Genomic DNA, 23,319 nt, shown 5'->3' with positions numbered 1-23,319 from the left:
GGATCTCGGTCATGACCACAACCCTCGACTCCGGGTCGTCCGCCACCGCCGCGCGCCCTCGTGCGCCCCGATCTCTCGCTGCCGTGCTGCTCGCCGTCGGCATCCCGATGTTCATGGTCACGCTCGACAATCTGGTCGTGACCAACGCCCTGCCGGTGATCAAGCAGGAACTCGATGCCTCGCTCGCCGATCTGCAGTGGTTCGTCAACGCCTACACACTGTCGTTCGCCTCGCTGCTGCTCACTGCCTCCGCGCTGGGGGACCGGATCGGCCGCAAGCGCATGTTCCTGATCGGCATCGCGGTGTTCACCGCCGCCTCCGCCGCGTGTGCGCTCGCCACCGAGCCGTGGATGCTGATCACCGCGCGAGCGGTGCAGGGCTTCGGCGGCGCCGCGGTCATGCCGCTGTCGCTGACCCTGCTCTCGGCCGCGGTCCCGGAGAAGATGCGCAGCGCGGCCATCGGCATCTGGGGCGGCCTGTCCGGCCTCGGCGTGGCGCTCGGCCCGGTGATCGGCGGGGCCGTGGTCAACGGGCTGAACTGGCAGTGGATCTTCTGGCTGAACGTGCCCATCGGCATCCTCGCGCTGCCGTTCGTGGCCCGGGTGCTCTCCGAATCCTACGGTGGCACAGGACGTTTCGACCTGCCCGGCCTGGTGCTCGGATCGACCGGCGTGCTGGCGGTGGTCTGGGGCATCGTGCACGGCGCCGACGACGGCTGGACCGCCGGCCGGGTGCTCGTCGCGCTGATCGCCGGCGTCGTCCTGCTGGCCGGGCTGATCGCCTGGGAGCTGCGCACCCCGCATCCGCTGCTGCCGCTGCGGCTGTTCCGGTCCCGGGCCTTCGGCATCGCCAACATCACCACGTTCACGTTCGGGGTGGGAGTCTTCGGCTCGATCTTCCTGCTGGCCCAGTACTTCCAGGTGGTGCAGCACCTGGATCCGTTGCAGTCGGGAATCCGCACCCTGCCCTGGACGCTGGCGCCGATGGTTGTGGCCCCGATCGCGGGGCTGGTGGTCGATCGCGTCGGTGCGCGCACTTTGATCGTCGCAGGTCAGGCGTTGCAGGCGATCGCGCTGGGCTGGATTGCCGCGGTGGTGACGGTGCACACCACCTTCGGCGCCTTCGTCGGCCCGTTCGTGCTCGCCGGGATCGGCATGGGCCTGACCTTCGCACCGGGCGCCACGGTCATCATGTCCAGCGCCGCGCCGCAGGACCAAGCCGTCGCCTCCGGGACCAGCAACACCCTGCGCGAGGTCGGCGTGGCTCTCGGCATCGCGGTCCTGGCCTCGGTGTTCGCCTCCTACGGCTCGTACCTGGGCGGTGAACAGTACGTCGACGGGCTGCGGCCCGCGGTGACGGTCGGCGCGGTGATCGTCGCGGTCGGCGCGGTGCTGGCGCTGCTGCTGCCGCGCCGGATCGTCGCCGCGCAGTAGTCGCGACGTGCCCGTACGCCCCATCCGACGCCGGTCGGGTGGGGCGTACGCTGTCCCGGGCCGAACGCGCGCGGCCCACCGAGTGGCATGCGGAGACCCGTCCCGGAACCGGTCGTGAAAACCGGATGAGGCGGCCTGATTGGATTGTCTACGATGCGACCGGCAAGAATGAGGCAGACAACCAGCCGGACGTGTACCAGTCAGGGAGACGAACCATCGTGGCCGACGACAACGCACCAGCGGATCCGACAGCGGCGCTGACCGAGGAGGCGCTCGCCGCCGCGGCCGACGCGGCGCAGCGGGCGTTCGCCGCGGCCGCCGATCTGGATGCGCTGGCGGCCGCGAAGACCGAGTACATGGGTGGCAAGTCGCCGATCGCGCTGGCCCAGCGCTCCCTGGGCACGCTGCCCAAGGAGGAGAAGGCCGACGCGGGCAAGCGGGTCAACGTGGCCCGCGGCCGGGTGTCCGACGCCTACGAGACCCGCCGCGCCGAGCTCGAGGCCGCCCGCGACGCCGCGGTGCTGGTATCCGAGACCATCGACGTCACCCTCCCGGCCGGCCGGGCCCCCGTCGGCGCGCGGCACCCGATCACCGTGCTGTCCGAGCGCATCGCCGACGTGTTCGTCGGGATGGGCTGGGAGGTCGCCGAGGGTCCCGAGGTCGAGACCGAGCACTTCAACTTCGACGCGCTCAACTTCCTGCCGGATCATCCCGCGCGGACCATGCAGGACACCTTCCACATCGCGCCGGAGGGGTCGCGGCAGGTGCTGCGCACGCACACCTCGCCGGTGCAGGTGCGCTCGATGCTGGAGCGCGAGCTGCCGATCTACGTGGTCTGTCCCGGCCGCACGTTCCGCACCGACGAACTCGACGCCACCCACACCCCGGTGTTCTCGCAGGTCGAGGGCCTGGCCATCGACAAGGGCCTGACCATGGGTCACCTGCGCGGCACCCTGGACGCCTTCGCCCGCGCGCTGTTCGGGCCCGATACCCGGACCCGTATGCGGCCCAGCTTCTTCCCGTTCACCGAGCCTTCCGCCGAGGTCGACGTCTGGTTCCCGGACAAGAAGGGCGGCGCCGGCTGGGTCGAGTGGGGCGGCTGCGGCATGGTCAACCCGCGGGTGCTGATCGCCAGCGGCATCGACCCCGACGTGTACACCGGATTCGCGTTCGGCATGGGCATGGAACGCACCCTGCAGTTCCGCAACGGCCTGACCGACATGCGCGACATCGTCGAGGGCGACGTGCGATTCACGCTGCCGTTCGGCGTCCAGTCCTGAACCAACCTGCTCGATTCGAAGGAAAGCGAAACGTCACGTGCGAGTAGCGCAGTCCTGGCTGACGGAGATCCTGCAGCGGGCCACCCCCGAATGGTCGGTGACCCCGGCCGAACTCGAGGCCGGTTTCATCCGGGTCGGGCTCGAGGTCGAGGAGATCGACACCCTCGAGCGCATCACCGGTGACCTCCCGCATCCGCTGGTGGTCGGCCGGGTCGCCGAGATCACCGAGCTCACCGAGTTCAAGAAGCCGATCCGATTCTGCAGGGTGGACATCGGGATTCCCGATCACCTCCAGGAAATCGTCTGTGGCGCACGGAATTTCGCGGTCGGCGATCTGGTCGTGGTGGTGCTGCCGGGCGGTGTGCTGCCGGGCGGATTCGCGATCAGCTCGCGCAAGACCTACGGGCAGGTCTCCAACGGGATGATCTGCTCGGTCGCCGAACTCGGGATCGGCAGGGACCACTCCGGCATCCTGGTGCTCGAGCCCGGCACCGCGCTGCCCGGCGCCGACGCCAACCTGCTGCTCGGTCTCGACGACACCGTCGTGGAACTCGCGATCACGCCGGATCGCGGCTACGCGTTCTCCGTGCGCGGTCTCGCCCGCGAGCTGGCCTGTGGCTTCGACCTCGAATTCGTCGATCCGGCGGCGCGCACCCTGCCCGAGGTGGCGGCCGAGGCGTGGCCGGTGCGGCTGGAGCCGGAGTCGCTGTGCACCCGGTTCGCGATGCGACGGGTCACCGGCATCGATCCGGCCGCGGTCAGCCCGTGGTGGCTGCAACGGCGGCTGCTGCTGTCCGGCGTGCGGCCGATCTCCCCGGCGGTCGACGTCACCAACTACGTCATGCTCGAACTGGGCCAGCCGCTGCACGCCTTCGACGCCGCGAAGGTCCGCGGTGGGCTGGTGGTGCGCCGTGCCCACACCGGCGAGACGCTGCGCACGCTGGACGGCAGCGAGCGCACCCTGCACGCCGAGGACGTGGTGATCGCCGACGACAGCGGCGTCGTCTCGCTGGCCGGTGTCATGGGCGGCGCGAGCACCGAGGTGGGCGCGGCCTCCACCGACATCCTGCTGGAGGCCGCGACCTGGAATCCGGTCGCGGTGGCCCGCACCACGCGGCGGCACAAGCTCTCCTCGGAGGCGTCGCGGCGGTTCGAGCGGATCGTCGACCCCGCGGTCAACGTCGCCGCCCTCGATCGGGCCGCGACCCTGCTCGCCCGGATCGCGGGCGGCACGGTCGAGCCGGTCCTCACCGATGTCCAGGTGCCGGTCCCGGCGCCCGCGCCGATCCGCATCGATATCGATCTCGCCGACCGCATCGCCGGCGTCGTCTACCCGACCGGCACCTCCGCGCGCCGGCTCACCCAGATCGGCTGCACGGTCGAGGTCGGCGTCGACGAGACGTCCGGCCACGCCCAGCTGGTGGTCACCCCGCCGACCTGGCGGCCGGACCTGACCCAGCCCGCCGACCTGGTCGAGGAGGTGCTGCGACTGGAGGGTCTCGAGCAGATCCCGTCGGTGCTGCCGACCGCGCCCGCGGGCCGCGGCCTCACCGCCGCCCAGCGCCGCCGCCGCGCGGTCAGCCGGGCGCTGGCCTTCGCCGGTGCGGTGGAAGTGCCGTCGCCGGTGTTCATGCAGGAAGGTGTCTTCGACACCTGGGGCCTGGACCCCGACGACCCGCGTCGCGACACGCTGCGCGTACTCAACCCGCTCGACGCCGAGAAGGCTGAGCTGTCGAGCACGTTGCTGCCCGGCCTGTTCGAGATGGCCGTGCGCAACCTGTCGCGCGGCGAGCGTGATCTCGCGCTCTACGCGATCGGCCAGGTCGTGCTCGCCACCCCGAACACCGCCCCGGTCCCGCCGCTTCCGGTCGATCGGCGGCCCAGCGACGAGCAGGTCACCGCCCTGCTGAATTCCCTGCCGGAACAGCCGGTGCACGTGGCGGCCGTACTCACCGGCCGCCGCGAACCGCGCGGACCGTGGGGGCCGGGCCGGATCGCCGAGGCCGCCGACGCGTTCGCACTCGCCGACGCCGTCGCCGACGCCGCCGGGGTCACGATCGAGCGCCGGGCCGCCGCGCATCTGCCGTTCCATCCGGGCCGCTGTGCCGAACTGAGCGTCGAGGGCACGGTCGTCGGATACGCCGGTGAGCTGCATCCGGCGGTGCTGGAACGCTCGGGTCTGCCGCTGCGGACCTGCGCACTCGAAATCGACCTGGACGCGTTGCCTGTGCGTGAATCCCGGCCGGCGCCGGTGATCTCCGCCTTCCCGGCCGTCCTCCAGGATGTGTCGGTGAGCGTCGAGAAGGCCGTACCCGCGGCCGCGGTCGAGACGGCCCTGCGTTCCGGCGCCGGTGATCTGCTCGAGCACATCACGCTGTTCGACGTGTACGAGGGCGAGCAGGCGGGTGCGGGCCGCAAATCCCTCACCTATGCCCTGCGCTTCCGCGCCACCGATCGCACCCTGACCGAGGACGAGGCCAGCGCGGCCCGCGACGCGGCGGTCGCCTCCGCCGCCACCGCGGTCGGCGCGTTGCTGCGGAGCTGACGACGAAAACCGCCGCCGAGCGTGTGCTCGGCGGCGGTGCGAGAAGACCGACGCCCCACAACCGCCTCTCGGCGAGTGGTCGCTCGTAGCGACAAAGGGTGCGGCCCGGGGGTGTTCGGGCGCCGGCAGTCATGGTCAACGGGACTTCCGCGCGTTCTATTCCGATGTCCGCCTTGTGATGTGGGTCACCATCATCGCGCGTCGTTCAGTTCAGCCGATGTTCCTCGACCGGGGTGCTCAGGTCGCTGCCGTTGATGTCCAGGTACAGCGACCGTTCGGTGACGGACAGCGCGGCGGTGTTCCGCCGGTCGAGCACCGCGACCGCGGCGTCGACGAACGCCCGGTCGAAGCTGTACAACGGAATCTCCCCGGCCCGGTGGATCCGCTTCCCGGCCAGCCCGGCGAGCACCTTGGCCGGATCGCGATGGGTGTAGATCGCGATGTCGTCGGCCAGTTTGCTGCCCCGGTGCACCCGTTCCGCGTCCGGTGCGCCGACCTCGATCCACCCGGTGAGACGGCCGGTCAGATCCCGGACCAGCACCGCGGGCTCGTCGGCCGACGACACACCGCCGTCGCTGAACGCGATGCCCTCCCGGTACTCCAGGCAGTACGCGAGCAGCCGGGTGACCATGAACTCGGCGCTCTCCGACGGATGCCGCGCGACCCGCAGATCCAGCTCCTCGTACACGCCGCGATCGACATCGGCGAGTTGGACGGAGAAGTTGTACACGGTTGCGCTGAGGGCCATAGGAGTAGGACCCTATCGACCGGATCGGCCGGTGGAACGCCGGGGTCGGCGACATGGCCCGGGTGATCACCGCCGCTCGATGCGGGCGACTTCTACCGTGTCCTGCGACGTCTCGGGGACCGGTGATGCCGGGCCGCCCCGGGCAGCCGGGTGTGGCAGGGTGTGGGCATGCGAGTAGCGGTGGTGGCGGGACCCGATCCGGGGCATGCGTTCCCGGCGATCGCGCTGTGCCTGCGACTGCGCGCGGCGGGCGACGATCCGGTGCTGTTCACCGGGCCGCGCTGGTTCGAGGCGGCGGAGGGCGCCGGGATCGAGGTACGGCGGCTGAAGGGCCTCGCGCCCCGGGCCGGGGACGACGACGCCGATGCCGGGCAGCGGATCCACGACCGTGCCGCGCACATCTCCACCGAGATCCTGCCGGACCTGCGGGAGTGGGGGCCGGACCTGGTGGTGTCGGATGTGCTCACCGTCGGCGGAGGAATGGCCGCCGAACGGCTGGACATTCCCTGGGTGGAGCTGTCACCGCACCCGCTGTACCTGCCGTCGAAGGGGTTGCCGCCCATCGGAAGTGGACTCGCGCCCGGAGTGGGACTGCGCGGCCGGGCCCGAGATGCGTTCCTGCGCAGGATGACCGCGCGTGCGATCGCGCTCGGCGATCGGCAGCGCGCGGCCGCGCGTGCGAGTATCGGACTGCCCGAAGCGGATCCGGGCCCCGCGGCTCGCCTGATCGCCACGCTGCCCGCACTGGAGTCGCCACGCCCCGATTGGCCGGCCGAGGCGCGGCTGATCGGCCCGCTGCTGTGGGAGCCGACCGACGCTGTCCTACCTCTGCCTCCCGGTGACGACCCCTTGGTCATGGTGGCGCCGTCGACCGCCGCGACCGGCGTGGGAAGTATGGCCGAGACGGTCCTGGCCGCCCTGGACGGAGCCGGTGTGCGGGTGGTGGTGTCGATGCTGGACACCCCGCCGGTCGAGATTCCTCCTTGGGCCACAGCGGGACTCGGCCGACAGGACGAGCTGCTCCGGCATGCCGACGTGGTTGTCGGCGGCGGCGGCCACGGGCTGCTGGCGAAGACGTTGTCCGCCGGCGTTCCGATCGTCACGGTTCCCGGCGGTGGCGACCAATGGGAGCTCGCGAACCGTGCTGCCCGCCAAGGCGGTTCGGTGCTGGTGCGGCCCTTCGACGGTCCGGCGGTCCGAAATGCGGTGCAGCGCATTCTTGGTGACCCGGCCTACCGCCGTGCCGCCGGGGCCGCCGCGGCGACCGCTGCGGAAGTTTCGGATCCGGTCGAGATCTGTCACCGCGTCGCGGAAACCGTGCGGGCTCGTTAGCGGATTGTCTGCGACGGGCCGGTGCGACAGATGAAGGGCGCGCTGACGGCCGGGCTTCGTGACGGGCGCGCTGACGGCGGGGGCTGCGTGTCGGGCGCGGCTGACGGCGGGGCTTCGTGACGGGCGCGCTGACGGCAGGGGCTGCGTGTCGGCACGCTGACGGCGGGGGCTTCGTGTCGGCACGCTGACGGGGGCTTCGTGTCAGGGTGGCGCGACGGTGCGGAAACACTCGCTGTGACAGCAGGCTCGCGTGGCTGTCGGCCGAAAGTTCCTTCTCCGGTACAACATTCGTGATCGCTTATGCTCGCGAGCGGGGTGCCGGTGGCAACCGGGCCCACGGCGACCGCGTCCACCTCGCTCTGTGATCACCGAGCGAGGAAATGCCAGCCCAGTACGCCCCACAGCGCTACGGCTACCAGCCGCAGAGTGCGCGGGCCGGTGAGGTTGTCGACCACTTCGCCGAGCGAGGCCACCTTGGCTCGTTGCCACCGTGACACGACGGCCGCGGCCACGGCAACGATCAGGACGGTGACGAATCCGGCGATGACGAGTTGCCGGTCACTCACCGCTGTGACTTTCGGCGTCCCGATCGTTGCCGTGAATCGAATCTGGTTGTGCGACAGTGGAATTACCGATCCGGGGTCGCGTCAGGAGCCATCCGGCGGCGAGCCAGGCGCACCATCCGGCGATCCGGAAGGGACCGTGGTCGAGGTAGGGGCCGAGCAGAGTCGAGATCGTGGGGTGCGCGGGGTCCGGAACGGACCAGCGTGCCTGATGCGCCCAGGCGAACACCTCCCAGGTCAGCAGAGCTACCGTGAGCACGGTCCAGAGCCCGAGGCCGCGACGTGTCCGGGTATCCGCGCGCATGGGCCGGCCGGGGGTACGGAACGCGCGGACCAGAGCGGCGAGGGTGCAACCGGCCACCAATACCGTCGCCATCCGGTCGAAAGGATGTGTGGTCGCGCCCAACCCCGCCACCGCGATCGCGATCACGATCAGGCCGACACGGTGTCCGGCACGGGCGGATCCGGTGACCGGCTCAAAGGTCATGGGGGCAGGATAGGGCGTCTGCCGGTGTGCGCCGATCATCGAACGCAGGTGTCGAGTGTCGTCGACCGAGGGCTGCCCACCTCGACATCGTCGGCCTGTGGACGCCGACCCTCTCCGCAGCGCAGGGGCAGCGGACCGCGTGTGTGGCCGGCCCGAGACCTCAGGGTCCGGCTGCGTCTGGTCGGCGTGGACCAGCGATACCTCCGCGCCGGTGCCGCGCGAATCGGCTGCGGAATCGGGGTGCCGCAGCCCCGGCGCCGATACTCCGCTGTGGGGCCGAGGGCGATCCCGGGGTAAGGCGCGGATTCAGGTCTTCTTCGCCTGGTGCCGGGCGGCTTTGACCCGGTTGCCGCAAGTGGACATGGAATGCCAGCGCCGGGTGCCGTTCTTCGAGGTGTCGTAGAAGAACAGGATGCAGCGGGGGTGGTCGCATTTCTTGATGCGGTGCGGGGCGTCGGCGAGCAGGTGGAGCAGGTTGTCGGCGGCCAGCCAGCCGGGTAGCCACTCCGTAGCGGGGACCTCGGGAACGTCGACGGGTCCCGTGGCGGTGAGGGTGCGGCGGATATGGGCATGGGCGAGCACGTCGTTCAGGTCGTCGAACTCTGTGGATCCGATCCGGACGGCCGTCAGGATCGCCTCGCGAGCGTGCCGCAATGCGCGCAGCGTCGGCTCGTCGCTCCGGCAGCGGTCTGCGAGTGTGTTGGTGGTGAGCCAACTGTCCAATCCGGCCACATCATGCAACAGATCCTGCGGCTCGTCGGCGGTCATCCATCGGGTGTTGAGCAGGTCCAGTGCGAGTGGTTCGCCGAGGTGCGGGCGGGGATCGAGCACGCCTGACATTAACCGCAGACGCCGGGTGGCAGGGGCATGCGCACCATACTAACCAGTGAAAGTAATTGAGTGGTTGGGAATGGGTCCCGATCCGACAGCGCCCGGCAACGGTCCGATTCGGGGTTCGAGATCGCGGCGAGTACCCTGGCGCGGTGCGCTTGACCGAATTCCACGAGTTGTTGCACACCGAGTTCGGCGTCGCCCGAGGCGACGCTCTGCTCGCCGACCACACGCTGCTGTCCATGAACGGCCGCACCGGCGCGCAGGCCATCGAGGCGGGCGTCGATCCCCGCGACGTGTGGCGCGCCCTCTGTGCCGAGTTCGACGTTCCCCGCACCCGCTGGTAGCGCCCCCCATCGCAACCGCAGGTGACCCGGCGCGAAGATCGTCGCGGCCACCGCCGCGGTGACAAGCCGGTGCGGGACCTTCCCGAGCGCATCGCGCCGGAACCCGTAGAGGCCTACGCGGCCGGTCGACCGGGTGAAAGGCTCGGGTCCGGTGCGGGGCCGAAGCGGTGGCGGTATCCGGACGGGGTGAGGCCGGTGTGCCGGCGCATGACCGTGCGCAGGTGGGCGGCGGTGCCCAGGCCGGTGCGGCGGGCCACGACCTCGAAGCGGTTCTCGCCCTGTTCGATCAGCCTGCAGGCCAGTGTGATTCGCTCGGCCAGTAGCCAGGCCAGCGGGGTGGTGCCCAGTTCGGCGCGGAAGCGGCGGTGCAGGGTGGCGGGGCTGACGGCGGCTCGGGTCGCGAGATCCGCGACGGCGAGCGGGGTGTCGAGCCGTTGTTGTGCCCAGGCGAGGACCGGTGCGAGGGAGCGGTCGGGGATGTGCGGGACGGGGCGTTCGACGAACTGCTTCTGGCCGCCGTCGCGATGACTGGCGAACACCAGCCGACGGCCCACGGCATTGGCGATCTCCGCGCCGTGGTCGCGGCGCACGATGTGCAGGCCGAGATCCAGTGCGGCGGAACTGCCTGCGGCGGTGAGGATGTCGCCGTCGTCGACGAAGAGCACATCCGGTTCGAGCCGGACCGCGGGGAAACGGGCGCGGAATCGGTCCGCCCACATCCAGTGGGTCGCGGCCCGTCGCCCGTCCAGTATCCCGGCCTCGGCGAGAGTGAAAGCGCCGCTGCAGAATCCGACCAGCCTGGCGCCACGGGCGTGAGCGCGGCGGATGGTGGCCAGCACCGCGGGCCGTCGTGGCACCTCTACATCCGGGCGATTGGGGACGATCAGGATGTCGGCGTCCTCGGCCGCTCCGAGATCCGCGACCTGGGTGAGCGTGAAGAAGCCGTCTCGCATCGGCGTCTCCGATTCGGGTGCGCAGAGCCGGAATTCGTACAGCTCGCGGCCGAGCTCCGGGCGGCGCAGCCCGAAGATCTCGGTGGCACAACCGAGTTCGAACGGATTCGAATTCTCGTCCACGATCACCACCACCCGCGGCGGCCGGACATGCGAGAAATCATGCGGCATGTGCGATTCCTAGCACTCACCGGCGGTGCGGACAACCGGTCAGGATGCTCCCATGAGTACCGAACCGATCACCCTCACCGCCGCCCTGGCCTCGTTCGACGCGCTGTGGAGCCCGCGCATCGTGACCCGGGTCAACGACTACGACGTGCGTATCGCCAAATTGCGCGGCGAATTCGTCTGGCATGTCCACGAATACACCGACGAGTTCTTCCTGGTGCTCGACGGGCACCTGGACATCGGCCTGCGGGAACCCGCGGGGGAGCGCACCGTGCACCTGCCGACCGGTGCGGTGTTCACGGTGCCGCGCGGCGTCGAGCACAAGCCGTCCGCCCCGGCCGGTGCGTCGATCCTGCTGTTCGAACCGACCGGCACCTCCACCGTCGGCGACCGGCACGAGGCGGTACCCGCATACGTCGACGTGACCACCGGGCATGCGCTGGATCGGTGACGAGTGGCCCCCGGCGGATTCGCGTAGCCGGTGTGCCGCCCGCAGAACTAGGCCGGCGTGATGTCCGAGGGTGTCGAGTCCGGACGACTCGGCCTGCCCGCCTTGATGTTTCGGAGGGGAAGCGATGATCCCGATCAGAGCGGCGTACCTGGAAGCGGCGGGGTCGGCGGCGGCGCTGCTGGGTGACCCCGCGGTCGCCGCGGCGTGGGATCGGCCGAGCGTATTGCCGGAGTTCGGGGTGCACGGGCTGGCCGGGCATCTGGGATCCCAGGTGCTCCAGGTGTCCCGTGCGCTCGCGGCCGAGGTTCCGGACGAGATCCCGGTATCGGTTCCCGAATTCTTCACGCACGCCGCCGCATTCCACACGGATCTGGACGGGGAGAGCAATGTGCGGATCCGGCACGGCAGCGCGGCCGCGGCCTCCGGCGGTGTCGGAGCGCTGGTGAGCCAGGTCGACACGGCGCTGGCCGGTCAGCAGGTGGCGCTGGCCGCCGAACAGCTGAGCCGGGTCGTCCCGACTCCCGGCGGCATGCCGATGCTGCTCGATGACTTCCTGCTGACCCGGATCATGGAGATCGCCTTGCACTCCGACGATTTGGCGGTCAGCGCCGAGATCCCGACCCCGTTGCTGCCTGCGGAGGCCTTCGAGCCCGTGCTCGACCTGCTGTCGAGGCTGGCGGTCGTGCGGCACGGACAGGTGGCGGTGCTGCGTGCCCTGAGCCGCGCCGAACGCGCTCCCGGCACCATCGCAGGCATCTGAGCAGCGCTCGCCGACGCCGAGCCCGGCTTTCGATTCGGCCCCCCGCGCAGTGGTGGCATGCGTCGAAACCTCGAATGCGAACCGGTGTCGGCCAACCCGATTCGACGCCGCCGACCGCGCCACCACTGTCACCGTGCGAGTGGTGCGCCACTACTGTCACCGTGCGAGTGGTGCGCCACTACTGTCACCGTGCGAGTGGTGCGCCACTACTGTCACCGTGCGAGTGGTGCGCCACTACTGTCACCGTGCGAGTGGTGCGCCACTACTGTCACCGTGCGAGTGGTGCGTCACCGCTGTCACCGTGCGAGTGGTTCGCGCCCATAACGACATCCAGGTGCACGCGTCGCGGCCGGCCACCGCACCGCGTGGGAGAAACCGCCGACGGTCCCGGCCTGTTCGCGTGGCCCCGGTCCGCCCGGACCTCGGATTCGAAACCGGCTCGGCAGCGGATGTTACTGTCGAGTCGGAGGCGCTCCGGGGTCCGGGGTGGGGGAGGGAATCGTTGTGGTTCACAGTGTTCGGCGTGTATTGCCCAGGGTCGGTCTGATCGTCGCCGCCGTGACGGCCATCGCGCTCACGACCGGTTGCGGCGCCGCGGTCCGGCCGCGGATCGACAGTTTTCCGGCGGATCTCGCGACCAGGGTCGATGCGATCGTGCGTTCTGATATCGACGCCGGTCTGATCCCGGGGGCGGCCGTGGCGATCAGCGACCCCCGCCACGGGACATTCACGCGCGCATACGGTGTGGACGATGTCGCCACTCGGCACCCGGCCGACGCCGGCGATCACTTCCGCATCGGCAGCATCACCAAGACGTTCACCGCGACGGCCGTGCTGCGGCTCGTCGATGCGGGCGAACTCTCGGCGGATGATCGGCTGAGCAGATATGTCGACGGAATTCCCCACGGGGACACCATCACTCTGCGCGATCTGCTCGGAATGCGCGGCGGGGTGTACGACTACAGCACCGATCCGGAGTTCGCCTCGCAGGTCCGGGCGAAGCCCGCCGATCGAGCCTGGAGCATCGATGACGCGTTGCGGGTTATCCGGGCCCATCCGGAGAAAGCTCAGCCGCCGAAAGTCCGGACGGTGTATTCGAATTCGGAGTTCTTGTTGCTGGGCCTGGTGCTGGAGAAGGTGACCGGGCGGCCGATCGGTGCGGTGCTCGACGAGGTCGTCGCCGAACTCGGGCTGCACCGGACGGAATATCCCGCGGACGCCACCATGCCCGTTCCGTCGAGCGCCGGGTACGCCTACGACGGTGATGTACTGACCGAGGTCACCGCGCGGACCACGCCGTCGACCTTCGGCGCGGCCGGGTCCATGGTCTCGACCATCGGTGACCTCGCCATCTACGCGCGCGCACTGGGCCGCGGTGCGTTGCTGAAACCCGAGACATTCCGCCTGCGAACGCAATTCACCCCGATGAGCGGGGGCGAGTACGGACTCGGACTGATGCGTGAAGGGTCCTGGATCGGGCATGGAGGAGCCGTTCTCGGCTACCTCACCGCCGTGCGGTATCTGCCCGATCGTGACGTCGCGATCGCGGTCGCGATCAACCTGAACACGCCGGAGCTGACGCCCGTATTCCCCGTCAACGCGGACTTCATCTGGGCCGATCTCGTGGCCGAACTGTATCCGGGCACCGTGCCGGGGCTCACCGACGGCAGGGGAGCGACACCGCCGGTCCCCAGCTCCGCGGTGCTGACCGAGCAGTTGCGGCAGACACTGGATCCGGCGACTCCGCCGACGGCGAAACCCCTGCACGTCCTCGGCGAGGAGCGCGACCCGGACCTGCTCATCAAGGTGGCCCACGCGTTCACGCACACCACCGTGACCGTCGACCGGGTCACCGACGTGGGCCGCGGCCGCATGGCCGCAGCCCTCACCTTGAGGGATCCGAACACCACCGCACCCATGGTGATGATGTTCGGCGATCGGGACGGCGCGTGGCGGATCGCCGACACCGGCTGGATGTGCCCGTTGCTCGCTGCCATCGGTGATCAATCGGCCTTTTGCGCCGCGGGGTCGTGACGCTTCGGCCGGGGGCGGTCTCACCGCCCGAGATATCCGGACTATTCCGGAGCGTGGCAGACGGCTTCGACGTTGTTGCCGTCGGGGTCGCGGACGAAGGCGCCATAGTAGGTCGGGTGATACTCGGGCCAGAGGCGGGGCTCGTGCAGTACCTCGGCGCCGGCTGCCACGGCGGCCTCGAAGAACGCGCGCACGGCGGCACGGTCCGGTGCGGCGAAAGCGATATGCGATTCGCGGAAGTCCGCACCGGTGCTGGGACCCAGCCAGAAATCGGGCCGATCGTCGCCGTATCCGATGACCGGCCCGAATTCCAGTTTCCGGGAGCCGCCCAGAGCGGCCAGCACGCCGTCGTAGAACGCGGCGCTGGCGGCGACGTCAGCGCATTGAATGGCGAGATGGTCCAGCACTGAGAGCTCCTGCTCGGTCAATTGATGGGTTGATCGCCGGGATCCTCGCCCCGGTGATTCAGTTCGTCGAACACCACGGAATACGCGATGGTGGCGGAGATGCCGCGCCGCGCGAGCAGACCGACCAGCTGCGAGACGGCCTTGTCCCGTCCCCGATCGGCGGACATCGTCCGAAGCTTCTTGCGTACCAGCTCGACAGCACGTTCCCGCTCGGGATCGGCGTCGGAATCCTCGTCGTCGCTGGGGGCGGCGGGATGGTCAATCGTTCTGCCGCGTGGGGTTTCCGCTCGGCGCAACGAATCCCGGGCCGCCGGCGGATCCTGGTTGCCGTTGCCGTTGCCGTTGCCGTTGCCGTTGCCGTTGCCGTTGCCGTTGCCGTTGCCGTTGCCGTTGCCGTTGCCGTTGCCGTTGCCGTCCGGCTCGGTACGAGCTTGCTGTAGTTCGGCTTTCACGAGCGAATAGGCCGCGGACTGGTTGTAGCCGCGCCGGGCCAACATGCCGACCAGCCGGCGCAATGCGGTCTCGTGCGGAAGATCCGGCGAGAGCGTCCGCAGCTTGCGCCGCACCAATTCGACAGCGGCGTCGGTATCGATGTCCTGGGATCGACCCGAGCCCATACGGCCGGATGCACCTGCACCGATCTCGCTGTCGACACCACCGTGATCGTCGGCGACTCCATCAGTGCCAGCGCCAGTGCCAGTGCCAGTGCGGGCGCCAGTGCTAGTGCGGCCGCCGGTGCCGGCGCGGCCGGCAGTGCCGGTGCGGGTGTCCCCGTCGGCATCGTCGTGCTCGAAATGTTGTGCGGCAGTGGTCAATTCGGCCGTAACAGCGGCGTATGCGGTGGACTGGTTGTAGCCGCGCCGCATCAGCATGGAGACGAGGCGGCGAATCGCCTTGTCACGGTCGAGGGAGTCCGGCTGGGTGCGCAGCTTGGTGCGGACGAGTTCGATCGCGCGGGTGTATTCGTCGTCGGTGGTGATGGCCGTCAGTGCCGCTTCCGCGTCCGTATCGGCCACGCCTTTGCGGCGCAACTCTTGGACGAGGGCTTTCTTCCCGAGGCCGGAGTAGGTGTGCCGGGAATGCACCCACTGTTCGGCGAACGCGGCGTCGTCGATGAGGCCGACCTCGGCGAGCCGATCCAGCACGCGATCGCATACTTCTGGAGTGAATCCCTTGTCCGCCAACTTCTTCGCGAGCTCCGCCCGGCTCCGGGCGCGGTCGGTGAGCAGTCGCAGGCAGATGTCCTTCGCCTGTGCATCGCTACCGCCTCCCGGCGCACCCTTCTCCCCGGGGCTGCCGCCCGCACTTCCTCGCCGTCCGGACCGATCACCCCGTCCCCGACGCTTCGCACCGCCGGACCGTCCCGACGACTCATCCGACCGCGCCGAATCGGCACGCCGCCGCACGGCCGCGCCGATCGGCCTGGATTCCTCGTCCGGGAAACCGCGCTCGGCAAGAGAATCTGCCTCGTCCGGCCAGGTCGTATCGTCTTCGCGCTCAGTCCTGCTCGATCGAGTCGCGTTGCGCGATCGGGTCTTCGTATCCGGCTGAGCAGTCTCGATACTTCGGATCGCTTCACTCAACTTGGCCAGTTCGGCCTGTCTACCAGCCCCAGCGGACCGAGGCGACTCGCTCTGCCGGTCTGCGGGCGGCAGCGGAGTTGCCTCGGTCTGCTGAGCTGGCTCCGGCGGGACCTTTTCGGATCGCCGGTCCGCCACGGTCCGTCGGTATTCCTCGACGGACCAGGCCGGTTCGGGTTGGTGTGATGTTCCGGTTCCCCATTCACCGTGCGGAAGAACCGAATTCGCGGACTCGGGGGCGAGGGGCCCGTCGTCGGAGCGCCAGATGCCCTGGGGGCGTTCGGGATCTCCGGGGTGTTCTTTGCGCTTCGCCCGGTGGGTGGAGCGGACTCGTTTGGGGCGGAGTCCCTCTTCGGCCCCGGTCGGGCGGGCGCCGGTGGATTCCGATTGCTCGGTCTGCCGGCGCAGCCGCTCGACCGCGTCGAGACGAGTTGCGTCAGGGCCCTGGAGGGGGGTCGGCCCCGGCGCTTCTCGGTCCGGCATCGGCTAGAACTCGACGGGCGCCTCCACGCCCGCCTCTGCGGTGACATCCGCACCGATACCGAGCTTCTCCTTGATCTTCTTCTCGACCTCGTCGCGCACGTCGGTGTTCTCCAGCAGGAACTTTCGCGCGTTTTCCTTGCCCTGGCCGAGCTGGTCGCCCTCGTAGGTGTACCAGGAGCCGGACTTCCGGATGAATCCGTGCTCGACACCCATGTCGATGATCGAGCCCTCCTTGGAGATGCCGAACCCGTACAGGATGTCGAACTCGGCCTGCTTGAACGGCGGGCTCACCTTGTTCTTGACGACCTTGACCCGGGTGCGGTTGCCGACCGCGTCGGTGCCGTCCTTGAGGGTCTCGATGCGACGCACGTCCAGGCGGACCGAGGCGTAGAACTTCAGTGCCTTACCGCCGGTGGTGGTCTCGGGCGAACCGAACATGACGCCGATCTTCTCGCGCAACTGGTTGATGAAGATGGCGGTGGTGCCCGAATTGTTCAGGGCGCTGGTGATCTTGCGGAGGGCCTGGCTCATGAGGCGGGCCTGGAGGCCGACGTGGCTGTCGCCCATCTCGCCCTCGATCTCGGCGCGGGGGACCAGGGCGGCGACGGAGTCGATGACGATGATGTCGAGGGCGCCGGAACGGATCAGCATGTCCGCGATCTCGAGCGCCTGCTCGCCGGTGTCGGGCTGGGAGACCAGCAGCGCGTCGGTATCGACACCGAGCTTGGCGGCGTAGTCGGGGTCGAGGGCGTGCTCGGCGTCGATGAAGGCCGCGACGCCACCGTTGGCCTGTGCGTTGGCGACCGCGTGCAGGGCGACCGTGGTCTTACCGGAGGATTCCGGACCGTAGATCTCGACGATGCGGCCGCGCGGCAGGCCGCCGATGCCCAGCGCCACATCCAGTGCGATGGAACCGGTGGGGATCACCGAAATGGGCTGGCGGGCCTCCTCGCCGAGGCGCATGACGGCGCCCTTGCCGAAGCTCTTCTCGACCTGGGCGAGCGCCAGCTCGAGGGCCTTGTCGCGGTCGTAGGCCTGTGGTGGCATCGTCTGATCCCCTTTTCGACTGGTGGGTCTGGAGTCTGGTTGCCGCCCACGCTAGCCGGTGGCACCGACAAGTTCTGGCGGCAAGCTTAGACGAACATCTGTTCGAGGCAAGCGACGCGCCTCGCCGATATCTGAATTCGCCGGCGACCCGTGCGCTACCTGCGGGCGGCCGCCGGTGCGGCGGGCACGATGCGATCGGTGCGCAGCATGGACTGGGCCTGTTTGAGCACCCGCAGCGCGGGAGTGACCTCCACGCCGACGATTCCGTCCAGCGCGCCGAGCCGCTCGGTGAGATACCGGTAGAGATGCGCGGTGTCCCGGCAGACGATGGTGGCCACGATATTCGTCGGTCCGGTGGTGGCCGCCACATAGGCGGTCTCGGGATGGCCCGCGATCGCGGTGCCGACCGCGTGCAGGTCGGCCGGATGGGTCCGCAACCACAGGCTCGCGCGCACGGCGTATCCCATGCGCTCGATGGCGAAGTCGACGTCCAGGTACAGCACCCCGGCCGCGGTCAGCTCGGCCATCCGGCGCGCGACTCGGGTTGCGCTCCAACCGGTTTCGGCGGCGAGCCGGGCGTAGGAGGCGCGGCCGTCCCGGGCCAGCACGGCCAGCAGTGTCTCGTCGTCCGACAGGTCCACCGTCACGTCGGGATCGGCCCGATCGGCCTTCAGCCGCCGGCTGGCGCCCAGTTCACGCAGTTGCTCCGGGGACAGCAGGCGGCTGTAGCGCGGCCACTCCTCGTCCAGCGGGAAGCGATGGATGATCTCGTGTGCGATCATCCCGGTCACCTGACTGGCCCGCGGCAGGGTGTCGAGCAGCAGCCGATCCCGTTGCTCCAGGGTGCGCGGCCGGCTGACACAGGTGACCTCGGATCCGGTGGACAGGAGTTGCACCCAGGCGACATCGGGTAGCCGCGTCAGTGCCTCGGCCAGTCGCAGCGCCTTGTCCGGTGTGGACTGCAACCGCAGGATCCAGCTCGGGCTGCCCAGCGGCACCGTGTTGACCAGTCCGGACACGTGGATCATGCCGCGCCGCCGGAGTGCCCCACAGCGCCGCGCGGCGGTCTGCTCGGAGACGCCGAGGATCGCGCCGAGTCGCGCGAACGAGATTCGCGGGTCGGTGACCAGGCCGTGCACGATCTGCTTGTCGAGCAGGTCCAGCACGGAGGATTCGTTGACAGTTTCGATGTTCATAGGAGGAATCGATCGGGATCTTCGCGGCGACTGGGCGGATATTCGAGCGTATCGCAACCTTGGGTGTCGATATCCATCGAACGATACTCGCCGGCCCTCGGCCGGTTCCCGATTCCGGAGGTTCCCGTGCGGAAATGGCTTCCCCTACTCGCGGCGTGCCTGGGCACGCTGATCCTGCTCATCGACATCACCATCGTGAATGTCGCCCTTCCGGCCATCTCCGCCGATCTCGGCACCGGCCTGTCCGGATTGCAGTGGGTGATCGACGGATACGCGCTCGCGCTGGCGGCGCTGCTGCTGGTATTCGGTTCGCTGGCCGACCGGTTCGGCGCGAAACCGGTGTACCTGGCGGGGCTGGCGATGTTCGCTGTGGCCTCGCTGGCCTGCGGGATCGCGCAGTCGTCGGCGGTGCTCGTGGCCGCGCGGGTGGCGCAGGGCGTCGGCGGCGCGGCGATGCTGGCGACCACCCTGTCGCTGCTGCACCTGACCTACACCGGCCGTGACCGCGGCATCGCGTTCGGTGCCTGGGGCGCGGTGGCCGGCGCGGCCGCCGGTATCGGCGTGGTTCTGGGCGGCGCGCTGACCGATCTGCTGTCCTGGCGCTGGATCTTCTTCGTGAACCTGCCGATCGCGGCGCTGGCGATCGGACTGTCGGTGGTGGCGTTCGCGGCCTCGCCGCGCCGGCCGGGGACCGGTGTCGACGTGCCGGGCATGCTGACCTTCGCGATCGCCGCCACCGCGTTCACCTACGGCATCATCCGCGGCGGGGAGAACGGCTGGACCGACACCCGGGCGCTGCTGACGCTCGGTATCGGCGCGCTGGCGACCGTGGCCTTCGTGCTGATCGAGATGCGAAGCGCCGCAGCGATGTTCCCGCTGACGCTGCTGCGCAACCGGGAGTTCACCGCGACCCTGATCGCCGCGGCGGCCTTCAACTTCGCCGCCTTCGCCAGTGTCCCGCTGCTGTCGCTGTGGCTGCAACAGCAGTTGGGGCTGTCGCCCCTGCGGGCCGGTCTCGCGATGCTGCCGCTCGCGGCGACAGCGTTCCTGGTGGCCGCCCTGTACAGCCGCTTCCTGCACGATCTGGCGCCGAAGTGGACCGTCGGCGGCGGCCTGCTGGTGATCGGCGCGGGGAGCGGTCTGCTCACACTGATCGGCGTCGGATCTGATTGGACCGCACTGCTGCTCGGCTTCACGATGATCGGTGTCGGGGTCGGTGTCATGGCGCCGTCGCTGGTCTCGGTCGGCATGGCGGCGGTGCCGCCGCAGCAGAGCGGCATCGCGGCGGGCGCGGTCAACACCACGCGGCAACTCGGCCTGGCGCTGGGAGTCGCGGTGCTGGGCACCGTGTTCCGTGGCAGCGCCGGATCGGCGCGCCGGATTCCGCTGTCGCAGTTCGTCTCCGGACTGGATGCGGCGGTCGCTGTCGCGTCCGGGGTGGGTGTCGTGGCGGCGGTCCTGGTCTTCGCGCTGTTCCACCGCCGCGCACGGACTCCGGAAGCTGCCGCCGCGGTACCGGTGGGATAGCACCGCACGGTGACCGGAGGAACGAGTCACCGCAGCGGCAGCTCCCAGTCCTCGTCCTCCGGCCCGCGCGGACCGAAGATCCGCCGGTCGGCGGCGGTGATGGCGATGTCGTTGATGCTCGCCTCGCGCCGCGACATCAGGCCCGCCGGGCTGAACTCCCACAGTTCGTTGCCGTAGCTGCGCCACCACTGCCCGTCGGCGTCGTGCCATTCGTACTGGAAACGCACGGCCATCCGGTTCTCCCGGAAGCCCCAGAGTTGTTTGCGCAGTGCGTAATCGAGTTCGCGGTCCCATTTCCGGCGGAGGAATTCGACGATCTCGGCGCGACCGGTGACGAATTCGTCCCGGTTGCGCCACACCGAATCCTCGGTGTACGCCTGCGCGACGGTCTCCGGATCCCGAGTGTTCCAGGCGTTCTCGGCGGCGCGCACCTTGACGCGCGCGGAGTCCGGATCGAACGGGGGCAGGGGCGGGCGGGTCATGGTGTCCTTTCCGGGGGAGTGGGCGGAGCGCGAATCCACTTGCCGTGCGGCGCGATCCAGTGGGTGGGCTCGAAGGCGACGACCACGATCAGGACCGAAAGGCCCCGGCCCCGATCACGCGGATCGGGGCCGGGGGCCTTCGGGTGGATACGCCGGTTACGCCGTGGTTCCGGACCGGGTCAGGTCCATCCCCGGCGCGGCGCCGGTGACGACCGTGGCCGCCGGGACCACCGTGCCGCCGCGACGGCGTGACCGCAGTCGCCGCTCCAGCACCGTCGCCAGCTTCGACAGCGCCCAGTTGAGCACGATCATGACCACCGCGACCACGATCAGCGAGGGCACCGTGTTCTGTTGTGCCGCACCGAGTTGCTGACCCTGGCGGACGATCTCCTGGAAGGTGATCTGGTAGCCGAGCGCGGTGTCCTTGAGCGCCACCACCATCTGCGACACGATCGCCGGCAGCATCGCCGTGATCGCCTGCGGCAGCAGGATCAGCCGCATCAACTGGCCCTTGCGCATCCCGAGCGCGACCGCCGCCTCGGTCTGGCCCTTGGGCAGCGACCGGATTCCGGAGCGGACGATCTCGGCGACGACCGAGCCGTTGTAGACCGTCAGCGCGATCACCACCGCGGTGAGCGCCAGCTGATCGGGGACGATCAGGTTGTTCTGTGCGAAGTAGTTGTACAGGAAGATCATCAGGATCAGCACCGGGATGGCCCGGGAGATCTCGACGACCACGCCGGCGACGATCCGCACGCCGAGATGGTCGGACAACCGGGCCAGGCCGAAGATCGTGCCGATGACCAGTGCGAGCACGATCGACAGCACCGCCGCGATGATGGTGCCGCGCAGGCCCGGCAGCAGATAGGTCTGCCAGACCTCGCCCTCCAGGAACGGCTTCCACTTCGCCGCGGTCAACTGGCCGTTGTGCTGGAAGGCGCGCACCACCACCCAGGCGATCGCGAGGATCACCACGGCCGCCACGACCGAATAGATGTTGTGCCGCAGTCGCGTCCGGGGTCCGGGCGCGTCGAACAGGACGGAGGCGTCGGAACTCATCGCTTCACCTCGTATCGCTTGGCCAGCCAGCCGAACAGCAGACCCTGCGGGAGGGTCAGCACCACGAAGCCGAAGGCGAAGATCGCGCCGATCACCAGCAACTGAGCCTCGGATTCGTTCATCGTGGCCATCAGGTTGGCCGCCTCGGCCACGCCGATCGCCGAGGCGATGGTCGAGTTCTTGGTCAGGGCGATGAGCACGCTGCCCAGCGGCGCGATCACCGACCGGAAGGCCTGCGGCAGCACCACATGTCGCAGGTTCTGCCCGAAGGTCAGGCCCAGCGACCGGCCCGCCTCGGACTGCCCGAGCGGGACCGTGTTGATACCGGCGCGCAGCGATTCGCAGACGAAAGCGCCCGTGTAGATGCTCAATCCGAGCACCGCGAACCGGAAGTTGTTGGTGTCCAGGAACTTCTGGCCGCCACCACCGGCGAGTTTGATGTGCAGGGTGGTGTACAGACCCAGTGAGCAGAAGACCAGGATCAGGGTCAGCGGCGTATTGCGGAAGATCGTCACGTACGCCGTGCCGAGCCAGCGCGCCACCGGCACCGGTGACACCCGCATCGCGGCCACGACGGTGCCGAGGATCAGGGCTCCGATCGCCGACAACACGGTCAGCTCGATGGTGGTCCAGAATGCGTGCAGCAACTGGGAGCCGTACTTGGAGAGCAAGTCGAACACGGCGGCCGTGCCCCTCCGATCGTCATGGGCTCGGGAGGGGCGGCGGCGCCGCCCCTCCCGAAACCGGAATCAGTAGCGGTCGACCGCCGGGGCCGGGGCGGTCTGGAAACCGGTGCCACCGAACTCCTGGTCCAGATCCTTCTTCCAGGTGCCGTCCTTGACCATGGCCTCGATCGCGTCGTTGACCTTGTCGCGAGTGGCCTTGTCGCCCTTCTTGATTCCGACGCCGTACTTCTCGGTGGTGAACGACTTGCCGACCACCTTCAGCGCGCCGGTGGACTGGGCGGCGTAACCGGCGAGGATGATGTCGTCGGTGGTGACCGCGTCGACCGCGCCGGACTTCAGCGCCTCCACGCACAGCGAGTAGGTGTCGTACTCCTGCAGCGCCACATCCTGGGCGTAGTTCTTCTGGATGTTCTGCGCCGGGGTCGAACCCTTCACCGAGCAGAGCTTCTTGCCGCCCTTGAGCGACTCCGGACCGGTGATGTCGGTGTTGTCCTTACGGACCAGCAGGCCCTGGCCGGCGATGTAGTACGGGCCGGCGAAATCGACCTTCTCCTTGCGGGAGTCGGTGATCGAGTAACTCGCGATGACGAGGTCGACCTGACCGTTCTGCAGCAGCGTCTCGCGCTGGGCCGACGGTGACTCCTTGAAGGTGATGCCGTCCGGCTTCACCCCGAGCTTGTCGGCGATGTACTTGGCGACGTCGACGTCGAAACCGGAGAACGAGCCGTCCTTGTTGCGCAGGCCGATGCCGGGCTGATCGAACTTGATGCCGATGGTGATCTTGCCGTCCGCGGCCTTGTCACCGGCGGACTTGGAGCTGCCGCCACCGCAACCGGCCACGGCGAGGGCCAGGGCCAGGCCGCCGATACCGAAGCGCAGCGCGCGAGTGATCCTCATCTGATGTGTTCCTTCTCTCTCGT

Annotated in this window: 21 protein-coding genes and 1 pseudogene; 9 read left to right on the top strand and 13 right to left on the bottom strand. The window is 69.3% G+C overall.

Annotation, left to right across the window (positions count from 1 at the left end; translation table 11 throughout):
* Window positions 1–11: 11 nt before the first annotated feature.
* The 3 genes from NRB56_RS04530 (at window position 12) to pheT (ending at window position 5,258) form a co-directional block, all read left to right on the top strand.
* Entirely contained in the window at window positions 12–1,433 is a 1,422-nt protein-coding gene (locus NRB56_RS04530; protein ID WP_153339233.1) for a DHA2 family efflux MFS transporter permease subunit, read from the top strand.
* 218 nt (window positions 1,434–1,651) lie between these two features.
* Complete coding sequence (gene pheS, locus NRB56_RS04525) at window positions 1,652–2,713, top strand: phenylalanine--tRNA ligase subunit alpha (protein WP_319942546.1); 1,062 nt, start codon at window positions 1,652–1,654, stop codon at window positions 2,711–2,713.
* A gap of 37 nt (window positions 2,714–2,750) precedes the next feature.
* On the top strand, window positions 2,751–5,258 hold the full coding sequence (gene pheT, locus NRB56_RS04520; RefSeq protein ID WP_319942545.1) for a phenylalanine--tRNA ligase subunit beta: 2,508 nt from the start codon (window positions 2,751–2,753) through the stop codon (window positions 5,256–5,258).
* 205 nt (window positions 5,259–5,463) lie between these two features.
* Here pheT and NRB56_RS04515 read toward each other — a convergent pair whose 3' ends face one another.
* A complete protein-coding gene (locus NRB56_RS04515) occupies window positions 5,464–6,006 on the bottom strand; it encodes a YaeQ family protein (RefSeq protein WP_153339232.1) in 543 nt (180 codons plus the stop codon).
* A 168-nt stretch (window positions 6,007–6,174) separates the two neighbouring features.
* Between NRB56_RS04515 and NRB56_RS04510 the strand changes: the two genes are divergently transcribed.
* Entirely contained in the window at window positions 6,175–7,338 is a 1,164-nt protein-coding gene (locus NRB56_RS04510) for a glycosyltransferase (protein WP_153339231.1), read from the top strand.
* A gap of 365 nt (window positions 7,339–7,703) precedes the next feature.
* Here the strand turns inward: NRB56_RS04510 and NRB56_RS04505 are convergent, their stop codons facing one another.
* The 3 genes from NRB56_RS04505 to NRB56_RS04495 form a co-directional block, all read right to left on the bottom strand.
* Entirely contained in the window at window positions 7,704–7,904 is a 201-nt protein-coding gene (locus tag NRB56_RS04505; protein WP_153339230.1) for a DUF6186 family protein, read from the bottom strand.
* Window positions 7,897–8,388 (bottom strand): hypothetical protein, encoded by a 492-nt coding sequence (locus tag NRB56_RS04500; RefSeq protein WP_153339229.1) that lies wholly within the window; start codon window positions 8,386–8,388, stop codon window positions 7,897–7,899. Before NRB56_RS04500 ends, NRB56_RS04505 begins: the two co-directional genes overlap by 8 nt.
* A 306-nt stretch (window positions 8,389–8,694) precedes the next feature.
* Window positions 8,695–9,219 carry a CGNR zinc finger domain-containing protein gene (locus NRB56_RS04495; protein WP_319942544.1) on the bottom strand — a complete coding sequence of 175 codons (525 nt, stop codon included), beginning with the start codon at window positions 9,217–9,219 and terminating at the stop codon, window positions 8,695–8,697.
* 152 nt (window positions 9,220–9,371) lie between these two features.
* On the opposite strand from NRB56_RS04495, the gene NRB56_RS04490 reads away from it, so the two are divergent.
* Window positions 9,372–9,566, top strand: a complete 195-nt coding sequence (locus NRB56_RS04490; protein WP_319942543.1) for a DUF3046 domain-containing protein — start codon at window positions 9,372–9,374, stop codon at window positions 9,564–9,566.
* A 113-nt stretch (window positions 9,567–9,679) separates the two neighbouring features.
* On the opposite strand, the gene NRB56_RS04485 is transcribed toward NRB56_RS04490, so the two are convergent.
* The gene (locus NRB56_RS04485; protein WP_153339227.1) at window positions 9,680–10,690 is read right to left on the bottom strand and encodes a GlxA family transcriptional regulator; all 1,011 of its coding nucleotides are present in this window, start codon (window positions 10,688–10,690) and stop codon (window positions 9,680–9,682) included.
* Between the two features lie 52 nt (window positions 10,691–10,742).
* Between NRB56_RS04485 and NRB56_RS04480 the strand changes: the two genes are divergently transcribed.
* From NRB56_RS04480 to NRB56_RS04470, 3 genes are all read left to right on the top strand, one after another.
* Complete coding sequence (locus tag NRB56_RS04480; protein ID WP_153339226.1) at window positions 10,743–11,138, top strand: cupin domain-containing protein; 396 nt, start codon at window positions 10,743–10,745, stop codon at window positions 11,136–11,138.
* Between the two features lie 124 nt (window positions 11,139–11,262).
* Window positions 11,263–11,898, top strand: coding sequence for a maleylpyruvate isomerase N-terminal domain-containing protein (locus NRB56_RS04475; RefSeq protein ID WP_153339225.1), 636 nt, complete (start codon window positions 11,263–11,265; stop codon window positions 11,896–11,898).
* Between the two features lie 558 nt (window positions 11,899–12,456).
* Window positions 12,457–13,932: a serine hydrolase domain-containing protein gene (locus NRB56_RS04470; protein ID WP_194290723.1), complete on the top strand. Its 1,476-nt coding sequence runs from the start codon at window positions 12,457–12,459 to the stop codon at window positions 13,930–13,932.
* A gap of 41 nt (window positions 13,933–13,973) precedes the next feature.
* Here NRB56_RS04470 and NRB56_RS04465 read toward each other — a convergent pair whose 3' ends face one another.
* The 4 genes and pseudogenes from NRB56_RS04465 to NRB56_RS04445 all read right to left on the bottom strand — a co-directional run bounded on the left by NRB56_RS04465 (window position 13,974) and on the right by NRB56_RS04445 (window position 18,645).
* Window positions 13,974–14,339: a VOC family protein gene (locus NRB56_RS04465; RefSeq protein WP_319942644.1), complete on the bottom strand. Its 366-nt coding sequence runs from the start codon at window positions 14,337–14,339 to the stop codon at window positions 13,974–13,976.
* Window positions 14,340–15,121: 782 nt separating this feature from the next.
* Window positions 15,122–15,745: pseudogene (recX, locus tag NRB56_RS40405) on the bottom strand (recombination regulator RecX); the annotation flags it as partial.
* A gap of 660 nt (window positions 15,746–16,405) precedes the next feature.
* Entirely contained in the window at window positions 16,406–17,449 is a 1,044-nt protein-coding gene (gene recA / locus NRB56_RS04450) for a recombinase RecA (protein ID WP_153339222.1), read from the bottom strand.
* Window positions 17,450–17,604: 155 nt separating this feature from the next.
* Window positions 17,605–18,645 carry an Lrp/AsnC family transcriptional regulator gene (locus NRB56_RS04445; RefSeq protein WP_153339221.1) on the bottom strand — a complete coding sequence of 347 codons (1,041 nt, stop codon included), beginning with the start codon at window positions 18,643–18,645 and terminating at the stop codon, window positions 17,605–17,607.
* Window positions 18,646–18,771: 126 nt separating this feature from the next.
* On the opposite strand from NRB56_RS04445, the gene NRB56_RS04440 reads away from it, so the two are divergent.
* A complete protein-coding gene (locus tag NRB56_RS04440; RefSeq protein WP_319942542.1) occupies window positions 18,772–20,172 on the top strand; it encodes a DHA2 family efflux MFS transporter permease subunit in 1,401 nt (466 codons plus the stop codon).
* A 26-nt stretch (window positions 20,173–20,198) separates the two neighbouring features.
* Here NRB56_RS04440 and NRB56_RS04435 read toward each other — a convergent pair whose 3' ends face one another.
* The 4 genes from NRB56_RS04435 to NRB56_RS04420 form a co-directional block, all read right to left on the bottom strand.
* The gene (locus NRB56_RS04435) at window positions 20,199–20,654 is read right to left on the bottom strand and encodes a nuclear transport factor 2 family protein (RefSeq protein ID WP_153339220.1); all 456 of its coding nucleotides are present in this window, start codon (window positions 20,652–20,654) and stop codon (window positions 20,199–20,201) included.
* 156 nt (window positions 20,655–20,810) lie between these two features.
* Window positions 20,811–21,713, bottom strand: coding sequence for an amino acid ABC transporter permease (locus NRB56_RS04430; protein WP_153339219.1), 903 nt, complete (start codon window positions 21,711–21,713; stop codon window positions 20,811–20,813).
* Complete coding sequence (locus NRB56_RS04425; protein ID WP_319942541.1) at window positions 21,710–22,393, bottom strand: amino acid ABC transporter permease; 684 nt, start codon at window positions 22,391–22,393, stop codon at window positions 21,710–21,712. Before NRB56_RS04425 ends, NRB56_RS04430 begins: the two co-directional genes overlap by 4 nt.
* Before the next feature lie 69 nt (window positions 22,394–22,462).
* A complete protein-coding gene (locus NRB56_RS04420; RefSeq protein ID WP_153339218.1) occupies window positions 22,463–23,296 on the bottom strand; it encodes a glutamate ABC transporter substrate-binding protein in 834 nt (277 codons plus the stop codon).
* Window positions 23,297–23,319 lie beyond the last annotated feature (23 nt).

This window comes from Nocardia aurantia (assembly GCF_009604425.1).
Lineage (GTDB): Bacteria > Actinomycetota > Actinomycetes > Mycobacteriales > Mycobacteriaceae > Nocardia > Nocardia aurantia.
This window is presented reverse-complemented; position numbering and strand designations above follow the sequence as displayed.

Bases quoted from the DNA above. Each gene is read 5' to 3' on its own strand.
- NRB56_RS04430 (WP_153339219.1), bottom strand. From the start codon at position 21,713: ATGAGTTCCGACGCCTCCGTCCTGTTCGACGCGCCCGGACCCCGGACG.
- NRB56_RS04500 (WP_153339229.1), bottom strand. From the start codon at position 8,388: ATGACCTTTGAGCCGGTCACCGGATCCGCCCGTGCCGGACACCGTGTC.
- NRB56_RS04510 (WP_153339231.1), top strand. From the start codon at position 6,175: ATGCGAGTAGCGGTGGTGGCGGGACCCGATCCGGGGCATGCGTTCCCG.
- NRB56_RS04475 (WP_153339225.1), top strand. From the start codon at position 11,263: ATGATCCCGATCAGAGCGGCGTACCTGGAAGCGGCGGGGTCGGCGGCG.
- NRB56_RS04420 (WP_153339218.1), bottom strand. From the start codon at position 23,296: ATGAGGATCACTCGCGCGCTGCGCTTCGGTATCGGCGGCCTGGCCCTG.
- NRB56_RS04485 (WP_153339227.1), bottom strand. From the start codon at position 10,690: ATGCCGCATGATTTCTCGCATGTCCGGCCGCCGCGGGTGGTGGTGATC.
- NRB56_RS04515 (WP_153339232.1), bottom strand. From the start codon at position 6,006: ATGGCCCTCAGCGCAACCGTGTACAACTTCTCCGTCCAACTCGCCGAT.
- NRB56_RS04445 (WP_153339221.1), bottom strand. From the start codon at position 18,645: ATGAACATCGAAACTGTCAACGAATCCTCCGTGCTGGACCTGCTCGAC.
- NRB56_RS04435 (WP_153339220.1), bottom strand. From the start codon at position 20,654: ATGACCCGCCCGCCCCTGCCCCCGTTCGATCCGGACTCCGCGCGCGTC.
- recA (WP_153339222.1), bottom strand. From the start codon at position 17,449: ATGCCACCACAGGCCTACGACCGCGACAAGGCCCTCGAGCTGGCGCTC.
- NRB56_RS04480 (WP_153339226.1), top strand. From the start codon at position 10,743: ATGAGTACCGAACCGATCACCCTCACCGCCGCCCTGGCCTCGTTCGAC.
- NRB56_RS04530 (WP_153339233.1), top strand. From the start codon at position 12: ATGACCACAACCCTCGACTCCGGGTCGTCCGCCACCGCCGCGCGCCCT.